The sequence below is a fragment of the Amycolatopsis orientalis DSM 43388 genome (assembly GCF_000411975.1).
GTDB lineage: Bacteria > Actinomycetota > Actinomycetes > Mycobacteriales > Pseudonocardiaceae > Amycolatopsis > Amycolatopsis orientalis_D.
In genome coordinates this window covers 1-17,106 of the sequence record NZ_ASXG01000078.1, presented here as the reverse complement: position 1 = coordinate 17,106, position 17,106 = coordinate 1, and the positions used below count along the sequence as shown (strand labels likewise).

Annotated in this window: 19 protein-coding genes; 18 read left to right on the top strand and 1 reads right to left on the bottom strand. The window is 72.1% G+C overall.

The window, feature by feature from the left end; translation table 11 throughout:
- Positions 1-78: 78 nt before the first annotated feature.
- Entirely contained in the window at positions 79-1,563 is a 1,485-nt protein-coding gene (locus L942_RS15190) for an aldehyde dehydrogenase family protein (RefSeq protein ID WP_037360478.1), read from the bottom strand.
- Between the two features lie 225 nt (positions 1,564-1,788).
- Between L942_RS15190 and L942_RS15185 the strand changes: the two genes are divergently transcribed.
- The 18 genes from L942_RS15185 to L942_RS45865 all read left to right on the top strand — a co-directional run.
- On the top strand, positions 1,789-2,307 hold the full coding sequence (locus L942_RS15185; protein ID WP_037360475.1) for a cupin domain-containing protein: 519 nt from the start codon (positions 1,789-1,791) through the stop codon (positions 2,305-2,307).
- Between the two features lie 12 nt (positions 2,308-2,319).
- Positions 2,320-3,258 carry a PDR/VanB family oxidoreductase gene (locus tag L942_RS15180; protein ID WP_037360686.1) on the top strand — a complete coding sequence of 313 codons (939 nt, stop codon included), beginning with the start codon at positions 2,320-2,322 and terminating at the stop codon, positions 3,256-3,258.
- 25 nt (positions 3,259-3,283) lie between these two features.
- Positions 3,284-3,529 carry a hypothetical protein gene (locus L942_RS15175; RefSeq protein WP_037360472.1) on the top strand — a complete coding sequence of 82 codons (246 nt, stop codon included), beginning with the start codon at positions 3,284-3,286 and terminating at the stop codon, positions 3,527-3,529.
- A gap of 76 nt (positions 3,530-3,605) precedes the next feature.
- Positions 3,606-3,845, top strand: a complete 240-nt coding sequence (locus L942_RS15170) for a recombinase-like helix-turn-helix domain-containing protein (RefSeq protein ID WP_037360468.1) — start codon at positions 3,606-3,608, stop codon at positions 3,843-3,845.
- Positions 3,845-4,900 (top strand): Rieske 2Fe-2S domain-containing protein, encoded by a 1,056-nt coding sequence (locus L942_RS15165; RefSeq protein ID WP_037360464.1) that lies wholly within the window; start codon positions 3,845-3,847, stop codon positions 4,898-4,900. Before L942_RS15170 ends, L942_RS15165 begins: the two co-directional genes overlap by 1 nt.
- A gap of 13 nt (positions 4,901-4,913) precedes the next feature.
- Positions 4,914-5,840 (top strand): VOC family protein, encoded by a 927-nt coding sequence (locus L942_RS15160; protein WP_037360462.1) that lies wholly within the window; start codon positions 4,914-4,916, stop codon positions 5,838-5,840.
- Positions 5,828-6,616: an aspartate dehydrogenase domain-containing protein gene (locus L942_RS15155; protein WP_235079144.1), complete on the top strand. Its 789-nt coding sequence runs from the start codon at positions 5,828-5,830 to the stop codon at positions 6,614-6,616. The genes L942_RS15160 and L942_RS15155 overlap by 13 nt, the downstream gene beginning before the upstream one ends.
- On the top strand, positions 6,613-7,401 hold the full coding sequence (locus tag L942_RS15150; RefSeq protein WP_081655076.1) for an alpha/beta fold hydrolase: 789 nt from the start codon (positions 6,613-6,615) through the stop codon (positions 7,399-7,401). Before L942_RS15155 ends, L942_RS15150 begins: the two co-directional genes overlap by 4 nt.
- A complete protein-coding gene (locus L942_RS15145; protein ID WP_037360458.1) occupies positions 7,398-8,138 on the top strand; it encodes a 3-oxoacyl-ACP reductase family protein in 741 nt (246 codons plus the stop codon). Before L942_RS15150 ends, L942_RS15145 begins: the two co-directional genes overlap by 4 nt.
- Positions 8,139-8,149: 11 nt before the next feature.
- The gene (locus tag L942_RS15140) at positions 8,150-8,938 is read left to right on the top strand and encodes an SDR family oxidoreductase (RefSeq protein ID WP_037360457.1); all 789 of its coding nucleotides are present in this window, start codon (positions 8,150-8,152) and stop codon (positions 8,936-8,938) included.
- Positions 8,939-8,951: 13 nt separating this feature from the next.
- Complete coding sequence (locus L942_RS15135; protein WP_037360456.1) at positions 8,952-10,577, top strand: thiamine pyrophosphate-binding protein; 1,626 nt, start codon at positions 8,952-8,954, stop codon at positions 10,575-10,577.
- 12 nt (positions 10,578-10,589) lie between these two features.
- Positions 10,590-11,189, top strand: a complete 600-nt coding sequence (locus tag L942_RS15130) for a dienelactone hydrolase family protein (protein WP_037360455.1) — start codon at positions 10,590-10,592, stop codon at positions 11,187-11,189.
- A gap of 44 nt (positions 11,190-11,233) precedes the next feature.
- Positions 11,234-12,616 (top strand): MFS transporter, encoded by a 1,383-nt coding sequence (locus tag L942_RS15125; RefSeq protein ID WP_051165986.1) that lies wholly within the window; start codon positions 11,234-11,236, stop codon positions 12,614-12,616.
- Positions 12,613-13,512: an MBL fold metallo-hydrolase gene (locus L942_RS15120; protein ID WP_235079142.1), complete on the top strand. Its 900-nt coding sequence runs from the start codon at positions 12,613-12,615 to the stop codon at positions 13,510-13,512. The genes L942_RS15125 and L942_RS15120 overlap by 4 nt, the downstream gene beginning before the upstream one ends.
- A gap of 14 nt (positions 13,513-13,526) precedes the next feature.
- Positions 13,527-14,645, top strand: coding sequence for an FAD-dependent monooxygenase (locus L942_RS15115; RefSeq protein WP_037360454.1), 1,119 nt, complete (start codon positions 13,527-13,529; stop codon positions 14,643-14,645).
- Between the two features lie 99 nt (positions 14,646-14,744).
- Positions 14,745-15,317, top strand: a complete 573-nt coding sequence (locus L942_RS15110) for a dihydrofolate reductase family protein (protein ID WP_037360453.1) — start codon at positions 14,745-14,747, stop codon at positions 15,315-15,317.
- A 306-nt stretch (positions 15,318-15,623) separates the two neighbouring features.
- Positions 15,624-16,118: a hypothetical protein gene (locus L942_RS15105; protein ID WP_037360452.1), complete on the top strand. Its 495-nt coding sequence runs from the start codon at positions 15,624-15,626 to the stop codon at positions 16,116-16,118.
- Positions 16,115-17,106: WXG100 family type VII secretion target (locus L942_RS45865; RefSeq protein ID WP_037360451.1), on the top strand; the 992-nt coding region annotated here is incomplete at its 3' end. The genes L942_RS15105 and L942_RS45865, both read left to right, overlap by 4 nt.

The following is a 17,106-nucleotide window of genomic DNA, read 5'->3' as shown; positions in this document are numbered from 1 at the left end:
TTCCCTCGGCGTTCCCCCCGGCCGGCCGCGATCAGGCGGCGACCGTTCCCGGCGACGCCGCCGAACCGCAAGGCCGGCTCACCCCCGAGCCCACGGGATCGGGTCCTCCGCCAGGCTCAGGTACAGGCTCTTCTGCCGCTGGTAACTGCGGATCGCGGTACGGCCCTTGTCGGTGCCGAGGCCGCTTTCCTTCGTGCCGCTGAACGGGGTCGAGATGCTGAACTGCTTGTACGTGTTGATCCACACTGTCCCGGCTTCAATGCGGCGGGCCAGGCGGAGCGCGCGGCGGTAGTCGGCGGTCCAGATTCCGCACGCCAGGCCGTAGACGGTCGCGTTGGCCTGGGCGATCAGGTCTTCCTCGTCGTCGTACGGCAGCAGGACGCCGACCGGGCCGAAGATTTCCTCCTGGCAGGTTTTCGCGTCCGGAGGAAGACCGTCCAGCAGGGTCGGCAGGTAATAAGCGCCGCGGGACAAGCGTTCCTCGGCGGGAATTCGGCCGCCGCAGCGGACGGCCGCGCCTTCTTCGCGGGCCCGGTCGACCATCGCGGCCACCTTGTCGCGGTGGGCGAACGTCGCCAGCGGCCCGACCTGGGTGGCCGGATCGACCCCGGGGCCGAGGCGCAGCGCCGACGCGGCCGCGGTCAGCCGGGAAGCCCATGCGTCGTACTGCTTGCGCGGCAGGAAGATCCGCGATCCGGCGATGCAGCTCTGGCCGGTCGACGAGAAGATTCCATACAGGATTCCGGCGACAGTCTCCTCGACGTCCGCGTCCTCGCAGACGATCGTCGGGGATTTGCCGCCCAGTTCCATGGTGACCGGGATGATCCGGTCCGCGGCGATCCGGCCCAGCACGCGGCCGGTGGCGGTGCCGCCGGTGAAGGCGAGCTTGCCGACCAGCGGGTGCCGGGCGATGGCGTCGCCGACGACCGCACCCGGGCCGGGCAGGACGGACAGCAGCGCGGGCGGCACTCCGGCGTCGTGTGCGAGGCGCGCCAGCGCGAGCGAAACCAGGGGAGTGGCTTCGGCCGGTTTGAGCAGCACCGCGTTCCCGGCCGCCAGCGCGGGGGCGATTTTCTGGGCGTCGCTGGCGATCGGGGAGTTCCACGGCGTGATCGCGCCGACGACGCCGATCGGTTCGTGCACGCTCATCGTCAGGTGCGCGCCGCGGCTCGGCGGCAGTTCGCCTTCGAGCGTTTCGAGCGCGGCTGCGTAGTAGCGGAAGGTGCCGGCCGCGCTCGCGACCAGCGCGCGGGTTTCGCCGAGTGCCTTGCCGGTGTTGCGGGTCTGCAGCAGGGCGAGGTGCTCGGCGTGGTCTTCGATCGCGTCGGCGACGCGGGTCAGCAGACGGGCGCGCTGGTGCGGCAGCAGGTCCCGCCAGGCCGGGTCCGCGGCGGCCGCGGCACCGGCCCGGGCGGCGGCGTCGACCTGGGCGGAGTCGGCGGCGTGGATCGAGGCGACCGGCGCGCCGTCGGCGGGATCCACGCACGTGGCCGCGGGACCGCCGCCGAGCTGCCACTCGCCGCCGACCGGGATTTCGTCGGGCGGGACGGGGAAGGGCTGCATGGCGGACGTCCTTTCGGCGCGGGCGAGGAGGGGTGCGACCGAGGAAACCTTAGACCTAAGATTTCGTCAAGGCCCGGCCGGACGCGAGGGCGCCGGAAAAGAATTTTAGGCCTAAGGGGTTGTGCGGATCACAGGCCGCGGGGTACAACCCTTAATCGTAAGTCTCTTAGACCTAAGGCATTCGGCGGCGAGCCCGCCGAGGACCACCGGAGGAGTTGCCCCGCGATGACCACCACCGAAAGCAAGCATCAGCACCTCGAGGAGCTCATCGACTCGTGCATCGCCGCTCGCGAGACGCGGTACGAGGACTGGGACACCCTCGGCTTCCAGGCCGCCGCGAAGGGCGACGAGTTCCGCCGCGCGCAGATCCGCTACATCGGCTCCGGCGCGACCGGCAACCACGAGGGCGACTCGCGCCAGCTGCCCTCCGAGCACTTCACCTTCTCCAACATGCGGCTGCCGGTCGGCGCGATCGGCCCGGAGCACACCCACCACGACGTGGAAGAGGCGTTCTTCGTCCTCGAGGGCACCCTGGAGGTGACCGTGCACGACGTCGAGGACGGCACCAAGACCGCGACCCGCGTGCTCGGCTACCGCGACCTGATCCGCGTGCCCGCCGGGGTGCCGCGCAGCCTGCGCAATGCCGGCGACACCGACGCGCTGTTCTGCGTCATCATCGGCGCGCAGAAGCCGCAGCTGCCGACCTACCCGCCCACCTCGCCGATGCACGGCGTCACTCGCTGAGAAGTGATCGCGATGCCGACGATGCTGCGGGTGCACCGGACGACCTGGCTTGCCGACCGCGTGACGCAGGTGGAACTGCGCGATCCGGACGGCAAGCCGCTGCCCGGCTGGGAGCCGGGTGCGCACCTGTCCCTGCACTTGCCGAACGGGCTGGTGCGCGAATACTCCCTCTGCGGCGACCCGGCCGACACGCACACGTGGACGGTCGCGGTGCTGCGGGAGGAGTCCTCGCGCGGCGGCAGCGCGTGGGTGCACGAGCGGCTCACCGCGGGAAGCGTCCTTCCCGTGGAAGGCCCGCGCAACACCTTCGAACTGCACGACGCCCCGCAGCACCTGCTCGTCGCCGGCGGCATCGGCGTGACGCCGATCCTCGCGATGGCCCGGAAACTCGCCGGCGGCTCCGTGCCGTGGTCGATGCTCTACTGTGGACGGTCGCGCGGCGGGATGGCTTTCCTGGACGAGCTTTCCGGGCTCGCCGGGGACCGGCTGGAAGTGCACGCCGACGACGAGCGCGGCGGTCCGCCGGACCTGGCCGCCCGGCTCGCCGGGCTCGCGCCGGGCACGGTCGTGCACTGCTGCGGTCCCGAACCGCTCATCCGCGCGGTCGAGGCGGCGATGCCGGAGACGGCGACCCTGCGGGTCGAACGCTTCCGGGCTCCCGAGACTCCGGCGCCCGCGCCGGGAACGGGATTCGACGTCGTGTGCGCCGGTTCCGGGACCCGCGTCTCGGTGGCCGCCGGCGAGTCCATTGTGGACGCGCTCGGCCGCACCGGGATCTCCGTGCCGACCTCGTGCCGCGAGGGCGTGTGCGGAACCTGTGAAACGAAGGTGCTCGCCGGCGAACCGGACCACCGCGATTTCGTGCTCGACGACGACGAGAAGGCGAACTCCGGGACCATGATGCTCTGCGTGTCGCGGTGCCGGTCCGCCGAACTCGTGCTCGATCTTTAGCAGAACCGATCCTGAGGAGCCGGCCATGGCCGGACACACCCACCGGCAGCTCGCCGTGCTGCGCGCCGCCGCCGCGGGGCACGTGGAGATGACGTGCAGCCGCGAACCGCACCTCTATGTCGACGGCCTCGCCTGCTGCGACCCGACGCTCGGGCACCAGCTGGCCGGGCTGCTCGTCCCCGAACCGGCCGCGCCGCGCGGACCGGGGCTGCGGGTGCCCGCGGTGCTCACCGCCGCCGGGCGAGCCGCACTGGCCCCCGCCGCCGCTTGAGCCTCGTGAGTGGCGAAGCCGGTTAGAACCGGCTTCGCCACTCACAAGACCCGACCCACCACGAAGGGAATGCTCCATGCCGCTCCCTGCCCCTCTTCCGCTGCAGCTGCGGCCGGTGCAGAGCCGCACCGCCCCGCCGACGAGCTACGAGAACGCGCTGGCCGACGAGCTGGAAGCCGTCTACGGCCGGGGCGTGCACGACCTGCCCGGCGTGGTCTCCGCGCTCAACGCGGGCGGCCTGCGCCCGGCGGACGGCTCCGACTGGACCGAAGAAACCTTCACCGCCGAGCTCGCTCGGCTGGCCGGGGAGGCGTGATGGCGATCAAGACCGCCGAAGAGCTGCTGGCGCTGGGCCTGCGCGACCGCTGGTACCCGCTGTGCCCGTCCAGCACCGTCCAGCGCGGCGAGCTGACCCGCATCGAGCGGGCCGGCGAGCAGTTGCTGCTCTGGCGCGACTCCGCCGGGGTCGTGCACGTGCAGGAAGACCGCTGTCCGCACCGCGGCGCGCGGCTTTCGCTCGGCGTGCACATGGGCGACCGGGTCGCCTGCAACTACCACGGCGTGCAGGTGGACGGCGACGGCGTCGTCGTGTCGGTCCCCGGCAGCCCGGGGTGCGCGCTGGAAGGCCGTCGCGCGCTGCGGACGTTCCCCGCCGAGGAGCACGCCGGCGCCGTATTCGCCTGGTTCGGCCTGGACGAGTCCGCCGAGCCGGCGCCGCTGCGCGCGCCGGACCCGATCGCGGGCGGCGAATGGGACAACTTCCTCTGCTACGTCGAATGGGACGCGCCCTACGGCTACTCCCTGGACAACCTGCTCGACCCGATGCACGGCGCGTTCCTGCACCGCAACAGCCACACCATGTTCGGCGGCAAGCGCGAGGCCGTCTTCCAGATCCGCGCGATCGACGACGGGTTCGTCTTCGAGAAGACCGACCAGCGCGGCGTGAACTTCGACTGGGTGCAGCTCACCGACGCCGGCGCGCAGTGGGTCACCCTCGACATCCCGTATCCGGACACCGCCGGCCCGGGCGGCGCGTTCACCATCGTCGCCGCGTTGTGCGCGATCAACGAAACGCAGCACGCGGCCTTCTTCTGGCGCTGCCGCAAGGTTTCCGGCTGGGAACGCGACAGCTGGCGCCTGCTGTACCGCAACCGGCTCGAAGCCCGGCACTGGGCGGTGCTGGAGCAGGACCGCGAGATGGCCGAAGCGATGCCGCTCGACGCGTGGGACCGGGAAAACCTGTACCAGCACGACATCGCGCTCGTCCGGATGCGCCGGCTGCTGCGGTCGGAAGCCCGCCGCCAGGCCGCCGCGCTCGCCGCTCCCGCCGCGCCGGCTCCGGCCGCGCCCGTGCCCGCCCCGACCAGCTGACCCAGGAGGCCTCATGTCCGCCGAACCCATCGCGGCGCTCCGCGCCCTGCGCGCGGTGACGCTGCGTTCGACGCAGTGCGCCGATTCCGGCGAGTTCTACCGCGAAGTCTGGGGGCTGCAGCAGGTCGAAGCCGACCGCGGCGCCGTGTGGCTGCGCGGTTCCGGCGACGAGCACCACGTGCTCCAGCTCGAACAGGCCGACCGGAACGCGCTGGGCAAGATCGCGTTCGCCGTCGCCACTCCGCGCGAGGTCGACGCGGCCGCCGCCCGGCTCGCCGCGCACGGCGTCCCGCTCGTCACCGAACCCGGCAAGCTCGACCAGGTCGGCGGCGGGTACGGCCTGCGCTTCGCCGACCCGGAAGGCCGCCTGGTGGAGCTGTCCGCCGAGGTCGACGCGGTCGTTCCGGGCGATCCGGACGGACGCGCCGCGGTGCCGCGCAAACTGGCGCACGTCGTGCTCAACACGGTCGACATCGACGCGGCTTGCGAGTTCTACACCCGCGTGCTGGGCATGCGGATCTCCGACTGGTCCGAGCACCAGATGGCGTTCCTGCGCTGCAACGCCGACCACCACGTGATCGCCTTCAACCAGGCCGAATTCGCGTCGGTGAACCACATCGCGTACGAGATGAACTCGATCGACCACTTCATGCGCGGCATCGGGCGGCTCAAGCACAACGGCGTCACGCCGCTGTGGGGCCCCGGCCGGCACGGTCCGGGCAGCAACACGTTCAGCTACTTCGCCGATCCGGCCGGGCTCGTCTGCGAGTACACCTCCGAGGTCGCGCAGGTCGAGGAGGACGCCTGGCTGTGCCGGGTGTGGCGGCGCACGCCGGAGCTGTCCGACCTGTGGGGCACCGCGGGCCCGCCGTCGAAGGACGTCCGCGCGCACATGCGCGGCGTGCCGGATCCCGGCTACTCGGCTTGGTGGCAGTCGTGAAGGTAGGAGTGCTGGGCGCGGGGTCGATCGGCTCCGTCGTCGCCGAAGCGGTGCGCGACGGGCGGGTCCCGGGCGCTGAGTTGGCCGGGGTCGTCGATCCGGCGCTTTCGCCCGCCGGTCTGCCGATGTGCGCGTTGCCGGAGCTGCTGTCCGCTTCGGACCTGGTGGTCGAGGCGGCCGGGCAGCGGGCGCTGGCGGACGCCGGGCCGCAGGTGTTGTCGGCGGGCTGCGATCTGCTGGTGGTTTCGGTCGGCGCGCTGGCGGCGGACGGGCTGCTGGACAAGCTGCTCGCGGCCGGGCCGGGCGCGGTCCATTTGTCGACCGGCGCGATCGGCGGGCTGGACCTGCTGCGTTCGGCGGCGCTGCTCGGGCCGTTCGAACGGGTGGTCATCGAGACGACGAAGAAGGCTTCTTCGCTGGTCCAGCCGTGGATGTCCGCCGCGGAGGCAGAGGAATTGCGGCAGGCGACCGAGCCGGTCGAGCTGCGGCGCGGGCCCGCGCGGGAGATCACCGCGGCGTTCCCGAAGTCGGCGAACGTGGCAGCTTCGGTGGCGTTGGCGGTGCGGGACTGGGACGTCGTGGAAGCGGCGGTGATCGCCGATCCGGCCGCGCCGTTGACCTCGCACGTGATCACCGCGGTGGGTCCGGCGGGGGAGTACCGGTTCGAGATCAAGAACCAGCCGTCGCCGCGGACGCCGACGTCGAGCCAGGTCGTGCCATTTGCGGTGCTTTCCGCGCTGGAAGCTTTGGCGGCGCCGAGGGCGGTGTTCCGGTGATTTCCACAGTGGACGGGGTGCAGGTGCGGCTCGCCGGGGACGGCAGTCCGGTGTTGCTGCTGCACGGCATCGGCGGTTCGAGTGCGTCGTTCGACGCACAGTTCGCCGGTCTGGCCCCGAAACACCGCGTGCTCGCCTGGGACGCGCCCGGTTACGGCGGTTCGGCCGATCCGGAGAAGCCGCTGGGGATGGCCGGATACGCGGCGCTCGTCGGCCGGGTGCTGACCTCGCTGGACGCGGTTCCCGCGCATCTCGTTGGCGTGTCGTGGGGCGGCGTGATCGCGACCCGGGTCGCGCTGGAGCACCCGGAGATCGTGCGCTCGCTGGTGCTGGCGGATTCGACCCGGGGCTCCGGCATCGACTCCGAGCGGGCCGCGGTGATGCGGGCCCGGCCGAGCGAACTGAACCGGGTGGGCGCGGCGGAGTTCGCTCGCCGTCGCGCGCCCCGGCTGCTCGCGCCCGGCGCGGATCCTGCGGTGGCGCAACGGGTCGAGGACATCATGGCGGGTGTCCGGCTGCCTGGGTACACGTCAGCCGCCGAATCGATGGCCGAGACGGACCACGGTCCGCGGCTGTCCCGGATCTCGGTGCCGACGCTGGTGCTCGTCGGCGAGCACGACCAGGTGACCGGGGTCGGCGAGGCACGCCGGCTCGCCGCCTCGATCCCCGGTGCGCGGCTGGAAGTGCTGCCCGGCGGGCACGCGGCGAATCAGGAATCGCCGCACCGGTTTTCCGCCGAGGTCGTGACCTTTCTGTCCGAAGTGGACTCGGTGGTGGCGCGATGAAGGACCGGCTGTATGTGGTCACCGGCGCGGGTCGCGGTCTCGGCTGGGCGATCGCCCGCGAGATCGGCGCGCAAGGCGGTCGGGTCGTCGTCGCCGAACGGTCTCCGGACCGGGCCGCGGACGGGGTCGCCCGGTTGCACGCGGAAGGCGTTGAGGCACACCGGATCGACACCGATGTGGCGGACCCGGATTCTGTCGCGGCTCTGGCGGACGCGGTCGCGAGACTCGGCCCGCTGCACGGTTTGGTGAACAACGCGGCGATGGCGGACGGCGTGGGCGGCAAGCACTTCGCCGAGCTGGACATCGAAGCGTGGGACACGTTGATGACCGTCAACGCTCGGGGCCCGTGGCTGGTCTCCCGCGCGCTGTATCCGCAGCTAGCGCAGAGCGGTGGACGCATCGTGAACCTCGCGTCCGACGCCGCGTTGTACGGCTCGCCGCGGCTGGTCCAGTACGTGGCCTCCAAAGGCGCGGTAATCGCGATGACCCGTGCGATGGCGCGGGACGGCGGCCCGGACGGCGTGACGGTCAACGCGGTCGCGCCCGGGCTCACCGAGGTCGAAGCCACCGCGGGCATTCCGCAGGAGCGGCACGACCTGTACGCGATGAACCGCGCGCTGACCCGGCCGCAACAGCCGGAGGATGTCGTCGGTTCAGTGGTGTTCCTGCTGTCCGACGCGGCCTCTTACATCACCGGCCAGACCCTCGTGGTCGACGGCGGATTCGTCTGCAGCTGAAGGGAAAACCCGTGGATTTGGGATTGAAGGGCGCGGCGGTGCTCGTGACCGGGGCCAGCTCCGGCGTCGGGCTCGCGACCGCGGCCGCGCTGCTGGCGGAGGGCGCGCACGTCGCCGCCTGCGCCCGCGACGGCGTCCGGCTGGAGAAGGCCCTCGCCGATCTGCCCCGGGCGGACGGCGCCCGGCTGCACACCGCGTCCTGCGACGTGCTCGATCAGCAGCAGGTGGAAACGTTCGTCGCCGGCGCCGCCCGCGAACTGGGCGGGCTGACCGGCGTCGTGAACAACGCGGGCCGCTCGCTGATGGCGCGGCTCGCCGAGACCACTGACGAGCAGTGGCGCGACGAGCTGCACCTCAAGATCTTCTCGGTGCTGCACGTCGTCCGGGCCGCGTTGCCGTGGTTGCGTGCGGCGTCGAACCCGGCGGTGGTGAACGTGAACGCGATCCTCGCCCGGCAGCCTGAACCGCGGTTGGCGGCCACCTCGGCGGCGAGGGCGGCGCTGCTCAATCTCTCCACGACGCTGGCGACCGAACTGGCCGAGGACGGCGTGCGGGTCAACTCGGTCTGCCTCGGCCTGGTCGACACCGGACAGTGGCGGCGCCGGTACGAGGCTTCCGGCAGCGAGTCGTCCTTCGCGGACTGGTCGGCCGAGCTGGCCGCCGACCGCGGGATCCCGCTGGGACGGCTCGGCACCGCGGAAGAAGTCGCTTTCCCCATCGTCACGCTGCTTTCGCCGCGTGCCTCCTATGTGACCGGCGCGACGATCGACGTCGGCGGCGGCATCGCTCGTTACGTCTAGAAAGGACGGACCCATGAATCACGGTCACGGAGGCGAGCTGCTCGTCCGCCTGCTGTCCGAAGCCGGAGTGGACACCGCCTTCGGCGTGGTGAGTGTGCACAACCTGCCGCTGGTGGAAGCGGTTTCGCGGCATCTGCGGTTTGTGCCGGTGCGCCACGAGGCAGCCGCGGTGAACGCCGCCGACGGGTACTCCCGGGCCAGCGGCGGCCTCGGCGTCGCGATCACCAGTACCGGCACCGGCGCGGGCAACGCGGCGGGCGCGCTGGTCGAGGCACTGACGGCGGGCAGTCGGGTGCTGCACGTGACCGGTCAGATCGACTCCGAATTCCTCGGCAGCGGGCGCGGTGTCATTCACGAGACGCGCGATCAAATCGGCATGCTGACCGCGATTTCCAAGCACGCGGCCACGATCACGTCGGTGGAGACCGCCGAGGAGACGCTGCGCGCGGCGATCCGGCACGCGTTGTCGGTCCCGAGCGGCCCGGCGAGCGTCGAGTGGCCGATCGATCTGCAGTACTCGCGGCACGAATTCCGTCCCGGCTCGCTTGAACCGGCTCCGGTCCCGCCGCCCGACGCCGCCGCGCTCGCGGAAGCCGCCGAATTGCTCGCTGCCGCGCGTCGTCCGGTGTTCTGGCTCGGCGGGGGAGCGACTGGCGCGCGCGACGAGGTGCGCGCGCTCGCGGAACGGTTCGGTGCGGCGGTGTTCACCAGCAACTCCGGCCGCGGCACGGTGCCGGAAAACCACGAACTGGTCGTCGGGAACTTCGCCGCGCACGAGTCGGCGGCGCAGCTGCTTGGCGACGCCGACCTGCTCGTCTCGGTCGGCACGCACTTCCGCTCGAACGAAACCAAGCACTACCACCTGAAGCTGCCAGAACGGCACTTGCAGATCGATGTCGATGCCGAAGCCCTGGGCCGGGTCTACCCAGTTACCGTCGGGGTGCGGGGCGACGCCGCAACCGTGCTGACTGCTTTGTCCACTGTGGAATCCGGCACGGAACCGGGCTGGCGCGATCGGGTCGTCGCGACCCGGAAAGCCGTGCGGGACAACCTGAACGAGGCGATCGGCCCGTATGCGGAGATCTGCGCCGCGCTGCGCGACGGGCTCCCGGCCGAGTCCGTGATCGCCCGCGACGTCACCATTCCGTCCAGCCAATGGGGCAACCGGCTGCTGGACATCTACGACCCGCGCACCAACGTGTTCCCGGTCGGCGGCGGCATCGGGCAGGGCCTGGCCACCGGCATCGGGGCCGCGCTCGCGACGCCGGACGCGCCGACCGCGGTGCTGGTCGGCGACGGCGGTCTCGCGGTGCACCTCGGCGAACTGTGCACGCTCGCGCAGGAACGGCCGTGGCTCGCGCTGGTCGTGTTCAACGACGGCGGGTACGGCGTGCTGCGCAACATGCAGGACCACCACCGCGGACAGCGCGCCGGCGTCGACCTGTACACGCCCGACTTCGCGCGGATGGCGCAGTCGCTGGACCTGCCGCACGCGCTGGTGTCCAAGCCCGGCCAGTTCGCCGACGCGCTGGCGAAGGCAGTCGCCCAGCAGGGGCCGTTCGTGATCGAGGTCGACGTGACCGCTTTGCCCGCGACGCCGCGGCCGTTCGTGCCGCCGGTGCCGGTTCCGGAGAGCTGAGGGAGACCCGACGTGGGAGGCGCCATCGAAGCTGCCGAAGTCCACCATCACCACGGGCACGGACCCGCGAACCGCGGCCGCCGGGTGGTGCGGACGTCCGCGCCGCTGCTCGTGCGGCATCCGCCCGGCGGCGGTTCGCGAGTCCGCGGCGCGGTGCTCGTCCTGCACGGCGCCGCCGGGCTCGACGAACCCGTCGAATACTGCTGCCGCACGCTCGCGAGCTGCGGTTACGTCACCGTCGCGCCGCTGTTCTACTACGAGACCGGCGGCCCCACCTTCGGCCCGGACACCGCGGACGCGGCCTTCGCCGCGCTCGCGCTGTCCGATCTCGAAGCCGACCTCGCCGGCGCTCTCGACTACCTCGGGACCCGGCTGGGAATGCCGCGCCGCCGCGTGGCCGCCGCCGGTTTCGGTTCCGCCGCCCACCTCGCCGAACTGGCCGGGGCGGACCTCGCCGCCGCACTCGGGCCCGAGCCGCCACCGTGGCCCGGCGCGCCCGTTTTCGACCCGCACGCGCCCGATCGGCTCGTGCTGCCCTCCGGACCGTCCGCTGTGGACGATCTGGTCCGGTTCCTGGACGCCGGGCTGCCGGATTCTCCTCCGGCCGCCTGAAACCCCTTACGATCGACTGCACGCTCCGGCTCCGAGGAGGGCCCATGAGTATCGCCGCCACCCCCGAGGTGACCCAGCGGGACATCGCCGCCCGGCTGGAACGGCTCCCGATGTCGCGCTGGCAGGTCTCGATCCGCCTGATCATCGGCATCGTCACGTTCTTCGAGGCGTTCGACCAGCTGCTGATCGCCTACACCCTGCCGGTCATCAGCCGCGAATGGCACCTGAGCACCGCGTCCGGCACCGCGACGCTGACCATCGGCTCGATCGGCATGCTGCTCGGCGCGCTCGCGTCCGGCTGGGCCGCGGACCGGATCGGCCGCGTCAAGGTGATCACGCTGTGCGTCGCCGTCACGGCGTTGTGCAGCCTGGCCATGACGCTGTGCACCGCCTTGCTGCCGTTCCTGATCCTGCGGTTCGTCCAAGGGCTGGCGATCGGCGGCGAAGTGCCGACTGCCGCCGCGTACATCGCGGAGATCAGCCGTGCTCGCCGCCGCGGCCGGTTCGTGCTGATGTACGAGATCGTCTTCCCGGCCGGTCTCGCGGTCGGCGCGCTGGTCGCGGCCTGGGTCATCCCGCACTGGGGCTGGCGACCGCTGTTCGCGCTGGCCGCCGTGCCCGGCCTCGCCGCGGTGCTGCTGCAGCTGCGGATCCCGGAATCGCCGCGCTGGCTCGCCGCGCACGGGCAGCCCGAGAAGGCCGAGGCGACGATGGCGTACATCGAGCGCCGGGTCGAGGAATCCCTGGGCCGTCCGCTGCCTCCGCCCGCCGCGGCCGCGGACGTTCCGGCAGCGGTGCCCGCCAAGCGCGGTTCGCTGCGCGACCTGTTCGCCGGACGCTACCGGCGGCGCACGCTGATGGTGTGGACGGTCTGGTTCGTCGGCTACCTCGCCAACTACGGCATCACCTCGTGGCTGCCGACGTTGTACAAGGGTTCGTTCCACCTCTCGATCGGGCAGGCGCTCTGGTACAGCACCGCGACGTCGGTCGCCGGTCTCGTCGGCTGCCTGATCGCCGCGCTGGTCGTGGACAAGCTCGGCCGCCGGGTCGTGCTGGCCGCGGGCCTGGGCGGGACGACCGCGATGCTGGTCGTGCTGGGCGCGCTCGGCGCCGGAACCCCGCTCCAGCTGCTGGTGTGGTCGTCGCTCGCGGCGATGTTCAACTTCGCGGTCAACGTCTGCCTGTACCTGTACACGCCGGAGCTGTACCCGACCCGCAGCCGCGCGCTGGGCGTCAGCCTCGGCGGCGTGCTGAACCGGTTCGGCCTCATCCTCGGCCCGATCCTGGTCGGCGCGCTCTACGCCGGCGGCGGCGGCCTCGCGTCGGTGTTCCTGGTGCTCGGCGGGATCTGCCTGGTCGGCGCGCTGGTCGCCGGGTTCTTCGCCGAAGAGACCAAGGGCCGCACGCTGGAAGAGGTTTCGCCGTGACGGACGCGCTGCGCGTGATCTTGCTCGGCACGGCGGCCGGGCCGTACCCGGCGCCGGGCCGGCAGGGCTGCGCGAACGCGGTGGTGGTCGGCGGCCGCGTCTACCTGGTCGACGCGGGCTACGGGACGCTCGGCAAGTACGTCTCCGCCGGGCTGTCCCTGCGCGACCTGGCCGGGGTGTTCGTGACGCACCTGCACTCCGACCACGTCGCCGAGCTGTTCACGCTCTTCCTGCTCGGCTGGGGCCCGGCCAACCAGGGCGTCGTCGAGCCGGTCCCGGTCTACGGGCCGGGCCCGGACCTGACCGACCCCGGTCCGCCCGCCGCCGGCACCGAGGGCCTGGTGGCGGGCAGCCTCGCGGCTTTCGGCCAGGACGTCGCGGTGCGCCAGCGGACCAGCGACCGGCCGCGGCTGGCCGGGCTCGTCGATGCCGCCGATCTCTCGGTGGCGGCCGGTGCGGAAATCGTGGTGCACGAAGACGACCGGGTCCGCGTGACCGCGCGGGCCGTCCCGCATCCGCCGCTGCATCTGGCGCTGGGCTACCGGTTCGAGACCGAGCACGGCGTGGTCGCCTTCTCCGGCGACACCGCCCGCAGCGACGCGGTCGGCGAACTGGCCGCGGGCGCCGATTTGCTCGTGCACGAAGCGATGGAACCCGAGTTCTACCGCAGCATCGGCTATTCGCCGCAACTGCTGGACTTCCTCGCCGCCTCGCACACCTCGCCGGCGGACGTCGGCCGGGTGGCCGCGGCGGCCGGGGCCCGGCGGGTCGCGCTGTCGCACCTCGGCCCGGCCGATCCCGCCCGCCTCGACGACGAAGGCTGGCTTCGGCGCGTCCGTCCGCACTACTCCGGCCCGGTCGTCGTGGGCCACGATCTGCTCGACCTCACTGTCTAGAAGGAGCTTTCGCTGTGCCGGAAATCGCCATCGTCGGCGGCGGAATCGGCGGGCTCGCCGCCGCTGCCGCCCTGCGGAAGACCGGGTTCTCGCCGGTCGTGCACGAACAGGCGGCCGGATTCGGCCGCGTCGGCGCGGACATCAACCTCACGCCCAACGCCGTCCGCGCGCTCGACGGCCTCGGCATCGGCGACGAGCTGCGGGAAACCGCGGCGCGGCCGAAGTACCGGATCAGCCGCACGTGGGACACCGGCGAGGAAACCTCGCGCCTGCCGATGGGCGACGAGGCCGAACGCCGCTACGGCTCGCCCCAGCTCACCATGCACCGCGCGGATCTGCTGGCCGCCTTGGAACGCGCGCTGCCCGACGGCGTGATCCGCTTGGGGCACAAGCTGACCGGACTGTCCACATCGGACCAGGTCGAGCTGGAGTTCGGTTCTTCGCGGGCTTCCGCGGACGTGGTGCTCGGCGCCGACGGCATCCACTCCGCCGTGCGCACCGCGTTGTTCGGCGCGGAACACCCGGAGTTCACCGGGGTCGTCGCGTACCGGGCGGTGCTGCCCGCGGGCTCGGTGGACGTGCCGAACCTGGACTGCTTCACCAAGTGGTGGGGCCCGGATCCGGATACGCAGCTGGTGACGTTCCCGCTCAATCGCGGCGCGGACGTGTTCGTCTTCGCCACCACGCGGCAGAGCCAGTGGCGGCACGAATCGTGGACCACGCCCGGGGACGTCGAGGAACTGCGCGAGGCGTACCGCGGCTTCCACCCCGATGCCCGCGCGTTGCTCCAGGCGTGCGATTCGGTGCTGCAGTCCGCGCTGTACGTCCGCGATCCGCTGCCGAACTGGTCGTCCGGGCCGGTGACGCTGCTGGGCGACGCGTGCCATCCGATGATGCCGTTCATGGCGCAGGGCGGTGGAATGGCCATCGAGGACAGCGTGGTGCTGGCGCGGGCGCTGGCCGCCTACCCGGACGTCGAGGTCGCGCTGAAGGCGTACCAGGCGGCCCGGCTGGACCGGACCCGCGAGGTGCAGCTGGCCTCGCGGGGCAACAGCTGGCTCAAGCAGAGCGGGACGAGCTCGGCCGCGGCGGACGCGATCTACGGGTACGACGCCTGGCGCACGGCGGTGTGACCCACGTCATACTCTCTGGTGCGGAGGGCGTGTCTGATCGGGGCGGGTCCGTTCGACGCGTAGGTGAACAGACACCATTTCGAACCAGGAGCTGATCCCATGCGCACCCTCATCGCCACCGCGTTCGTGTCCCTCGACGGCGTCGTCGAAGCCCCCGGCGGCGAGCCCGGCTACCGGAACGCCGGCTGGACGTTCAAGGACATCGAATTCGACCCCGCCGCCTACGCGCTCAAGGGCGCCGAGCAGGAGGAGGCGACCGCGCTGCTGCTCGGCCGCGTCAGCTACGAGGCGTTCTCGCCGGTGTGGCCGGATATGGCCGAGTTCCCGCACTACAAGGTGATGCCGAAGTACGTCGTGTCGACCACCCTGCGCGAGGAGGACCTCGTGACGAACTGGGGCGAGACGACCATCCTCCGCTCGCTCGACGACGTCGCCGCGCTGAAGAAGACCGAGGGCGGTCCGATCATCGTCAACGGCAGCGCGACGCTGGTCCGCGACCTCACCGACGCCGGCCTGGTCGACCGGCTGCACCTGCTGGTCTTCCCGGTCCTGCTCGGCGCCGGGAAGCGGCTGTTCAGCGAAACCGACAAGGAGAAGCAGCCGCTGAAGCTGATCGAAAGCGAAGCCTACTCGAACGGGATCCAGAAGCAGGTCTTCGAGTTCGTCCGCTGAACGGCGCGCCTCCTGGCCGATCCGGGGGAACCCGAGGGACTCCGCTTCCCTCGGGTTCCCCTTCCCGGACCTCTGGTGTTCCGCTGGCGACGACGTGCGGGCGGCCGCTGTGCGGGGCGGAGCCGCTGCTCCGGGAGGCGACTCCGACACCAGGGGCAACCCTCCGCCGTCCGGGTGAGCCGCGGAACCGCGCTCGCGCCGCCGCCGTCTCATCGCCGACTTTCCCGGACCGGATGCCTGCGGTCCGGACGGCTGACATACTGGTGCGCGCGTCCGTCGAGGACGCCCGCTGGGAGGTGGACTGGGGTGAGTTCGCACCGGGTTTCGGACTGGGCAGACGTTCGTGCGCTGCATCGGCAGCAGGCCAAGGAGACGCACCGCTCCGGGCGGCCGGAGACGGCGGATTCGGTGCGCGGCCCGTCCGGCGCGGGCAACGCCGAGCTCGTCGCCGACACCGGCGTCATCGAGCTGGACCCGGCCGAGATCGCGGCCGCCGACGCCGAGCTGGAGAGGCGCGAGCAGGAGCTGACCGCCTGCCTCGAACAGGCCAAGCAGCTCACCCATCCGCTCAAGGACGGCACCAGCCCGGTCGCCGCGCACCTGCGGAAGGCGTTCGGCGTGCGCGGGTCCGCCGACGGCGGCGCGCAGGCGATCCTGCAGCAGTACCTCGACGAGCTGTCGTCCTTGCGCGAGGCCATCCGCCGGGCGAGCGCGGGCCACGTCCAGCAGGAAAGCGACGCCAAGGATTCGCTCGACGCGCTGGGCCGCCGGGCGGACGACGGGGGAGGGACGCCGGCATGAGCCGGACACCGGGCTACGAACGGCTGCCGTACGAGAAGCACCGCAAGCACCGGCTGTGGAGCGAGGACCACCCGCCCACCGCCGCGCAGCGCCGGGTCCTGCGACGCACCAAGCTCGCCCAGCGGGCCAACCTGACGGACGCGTCCTTCGGCAAGATCAACTGGAACGCCTGGGCGCACACCACGCTCTACGACATGATCATGACCGCGGACCCGGTCGCGATGGGCGCGTCCGCGCACCAGTGGGGCACGCTCGCCTACGACGTCGATTCGGCGACCTCGGCGGTGCACAAGACGGTGCAGAAGCTGCTGCTGTCGTGGCGGGGCGGCGCGGCCGGGCAGGCGGCGGAGTCGGCGTCGAAGCTGACCTCGTGGGGCGCGGGCGCGAGCGAGACGATGCGCGCGGTCGGCGACAAGCTCGACCACTACACGAGCGCGGTCGAAACGGCGAAGCACAAGATGCCGGAGCCGGTGTTCTACGCGGCGGAGAACCAGTTCCGCGAGGGCTACGACCTCAACGCGGCCAGCGGTCCCAGCGGCGCGGTGATGGTCGATCAGCTCCTCGACGATCACCTGCCCGCCAAACGCGCCGCGTCGCAGGCCAAGGCCGAGGCGGTCCGCGTGATGGAGAGCTACGAGACGTCGAGCAAGGGCGTACACGACAAGCTGCCGCACTTCACCGACGCGCCGGCGGTGACGAACGTCGATCCGGACGGGCGGGCGCGGAGCGAATCGCGCGGTTCCCGGGATTCTTCCGGTTCCTCTTCTCCGGACGCTGGGCTCACCACGGCGTCGTCCGCCCTGGCCGGAGGTCCCGGGTCGCTGCCGGGGACGGGCGGCCCGGGCGCGACCGCCGGAATGCCGGGATCGTTCGGCGGACCGGGCGGCGCGCTCGGTTCCGGCGCGGGCGGCGGCAGCGGGAGCGCGTTGCCGGGCGGGCTGACGGGCGGCGGGGCCGGAGCCGGGAGCGCGGCCGCCGGTGCGGCCGG

Bases quoted from the DNA above. Each gene is read 5' to 3' on its own strand.
- L942_RS15190 (WP_037360478.1), bottom strand. From the start codon at position 1,563: ATGCAGCCCTTCCCCGTCCCGCCCGACGAAATCCCGGTCGGCGGCGAG.
- L942_RS15185 (WP_037360475.1), top strand. From the start codon at position 1,789: ATGACCACCACCGAAAGCAAGCATCAGCACCTCGAGGAGCTCATCGAC.
- L942_RS15180 (WP_037360686.1), top strand. From the start codon at position 2,320: ATGCCGACGATGCTGCGGGTGCACCGGACGACCTGGCTTGCCGACCGC.
- L942_RS15175 (WP_037360472.1), top strand. From the start codon at position 3,284: ATGGCCGGACACACCCACCGGCAGCTCGCCGTGCTGCGCGCCGCCGCC.
- L942_RS15170 (WP_037360468.1), top strand. From the start codon at position 3,606: ATGCCGCTCCCTGCCCCTCTTCCGCTGCAGCTGCGGCCGGTGCAGAGC.
- L942_RS15165 (WP_037360464.1), top strand. From the start codon at position 3,845: ATGGCGATCAAGACCGCCGAAGAGCTGCTGGCGCTGGGCCTGCGCGAC.
- L942_RS15160 (WP_037360462.1), top strand. From the start codon at position 4,914: ATGTCCGCCGAACCCATCGCGGCGCTCCGCGCCCTGCGCGCGGTGACG.
- L942_RS15145 (WP_037360458.1), top strand. From the start codon at position 7,398: ATGAAGGACCGGCTGTATGTGGTCACCGGCGCGGGTCGCGGTCTCGGC.
- L942_RS15135 (WP_037360456.1), top strand. From the start codon at position 8,952: ATGAATCACGGTCACGGAGGCGAGCTGCTCGTCCGCCTGCTGTCCGAA.
- L942_RS15125 (WP_051165986.1), top strand. From the start codon at position 11,234: ATGAGTATCGCCGCCACCCCCGAGGTGACCCAGCGGGACATCGCCGCC.
- L942_RS15110 (WP_037360453.1), top strand. From the start codon at position 14,745: ATGCGCACCCTCATCGCCACCGCGTTCGTGTCCCTCGACGGCGTCGTC.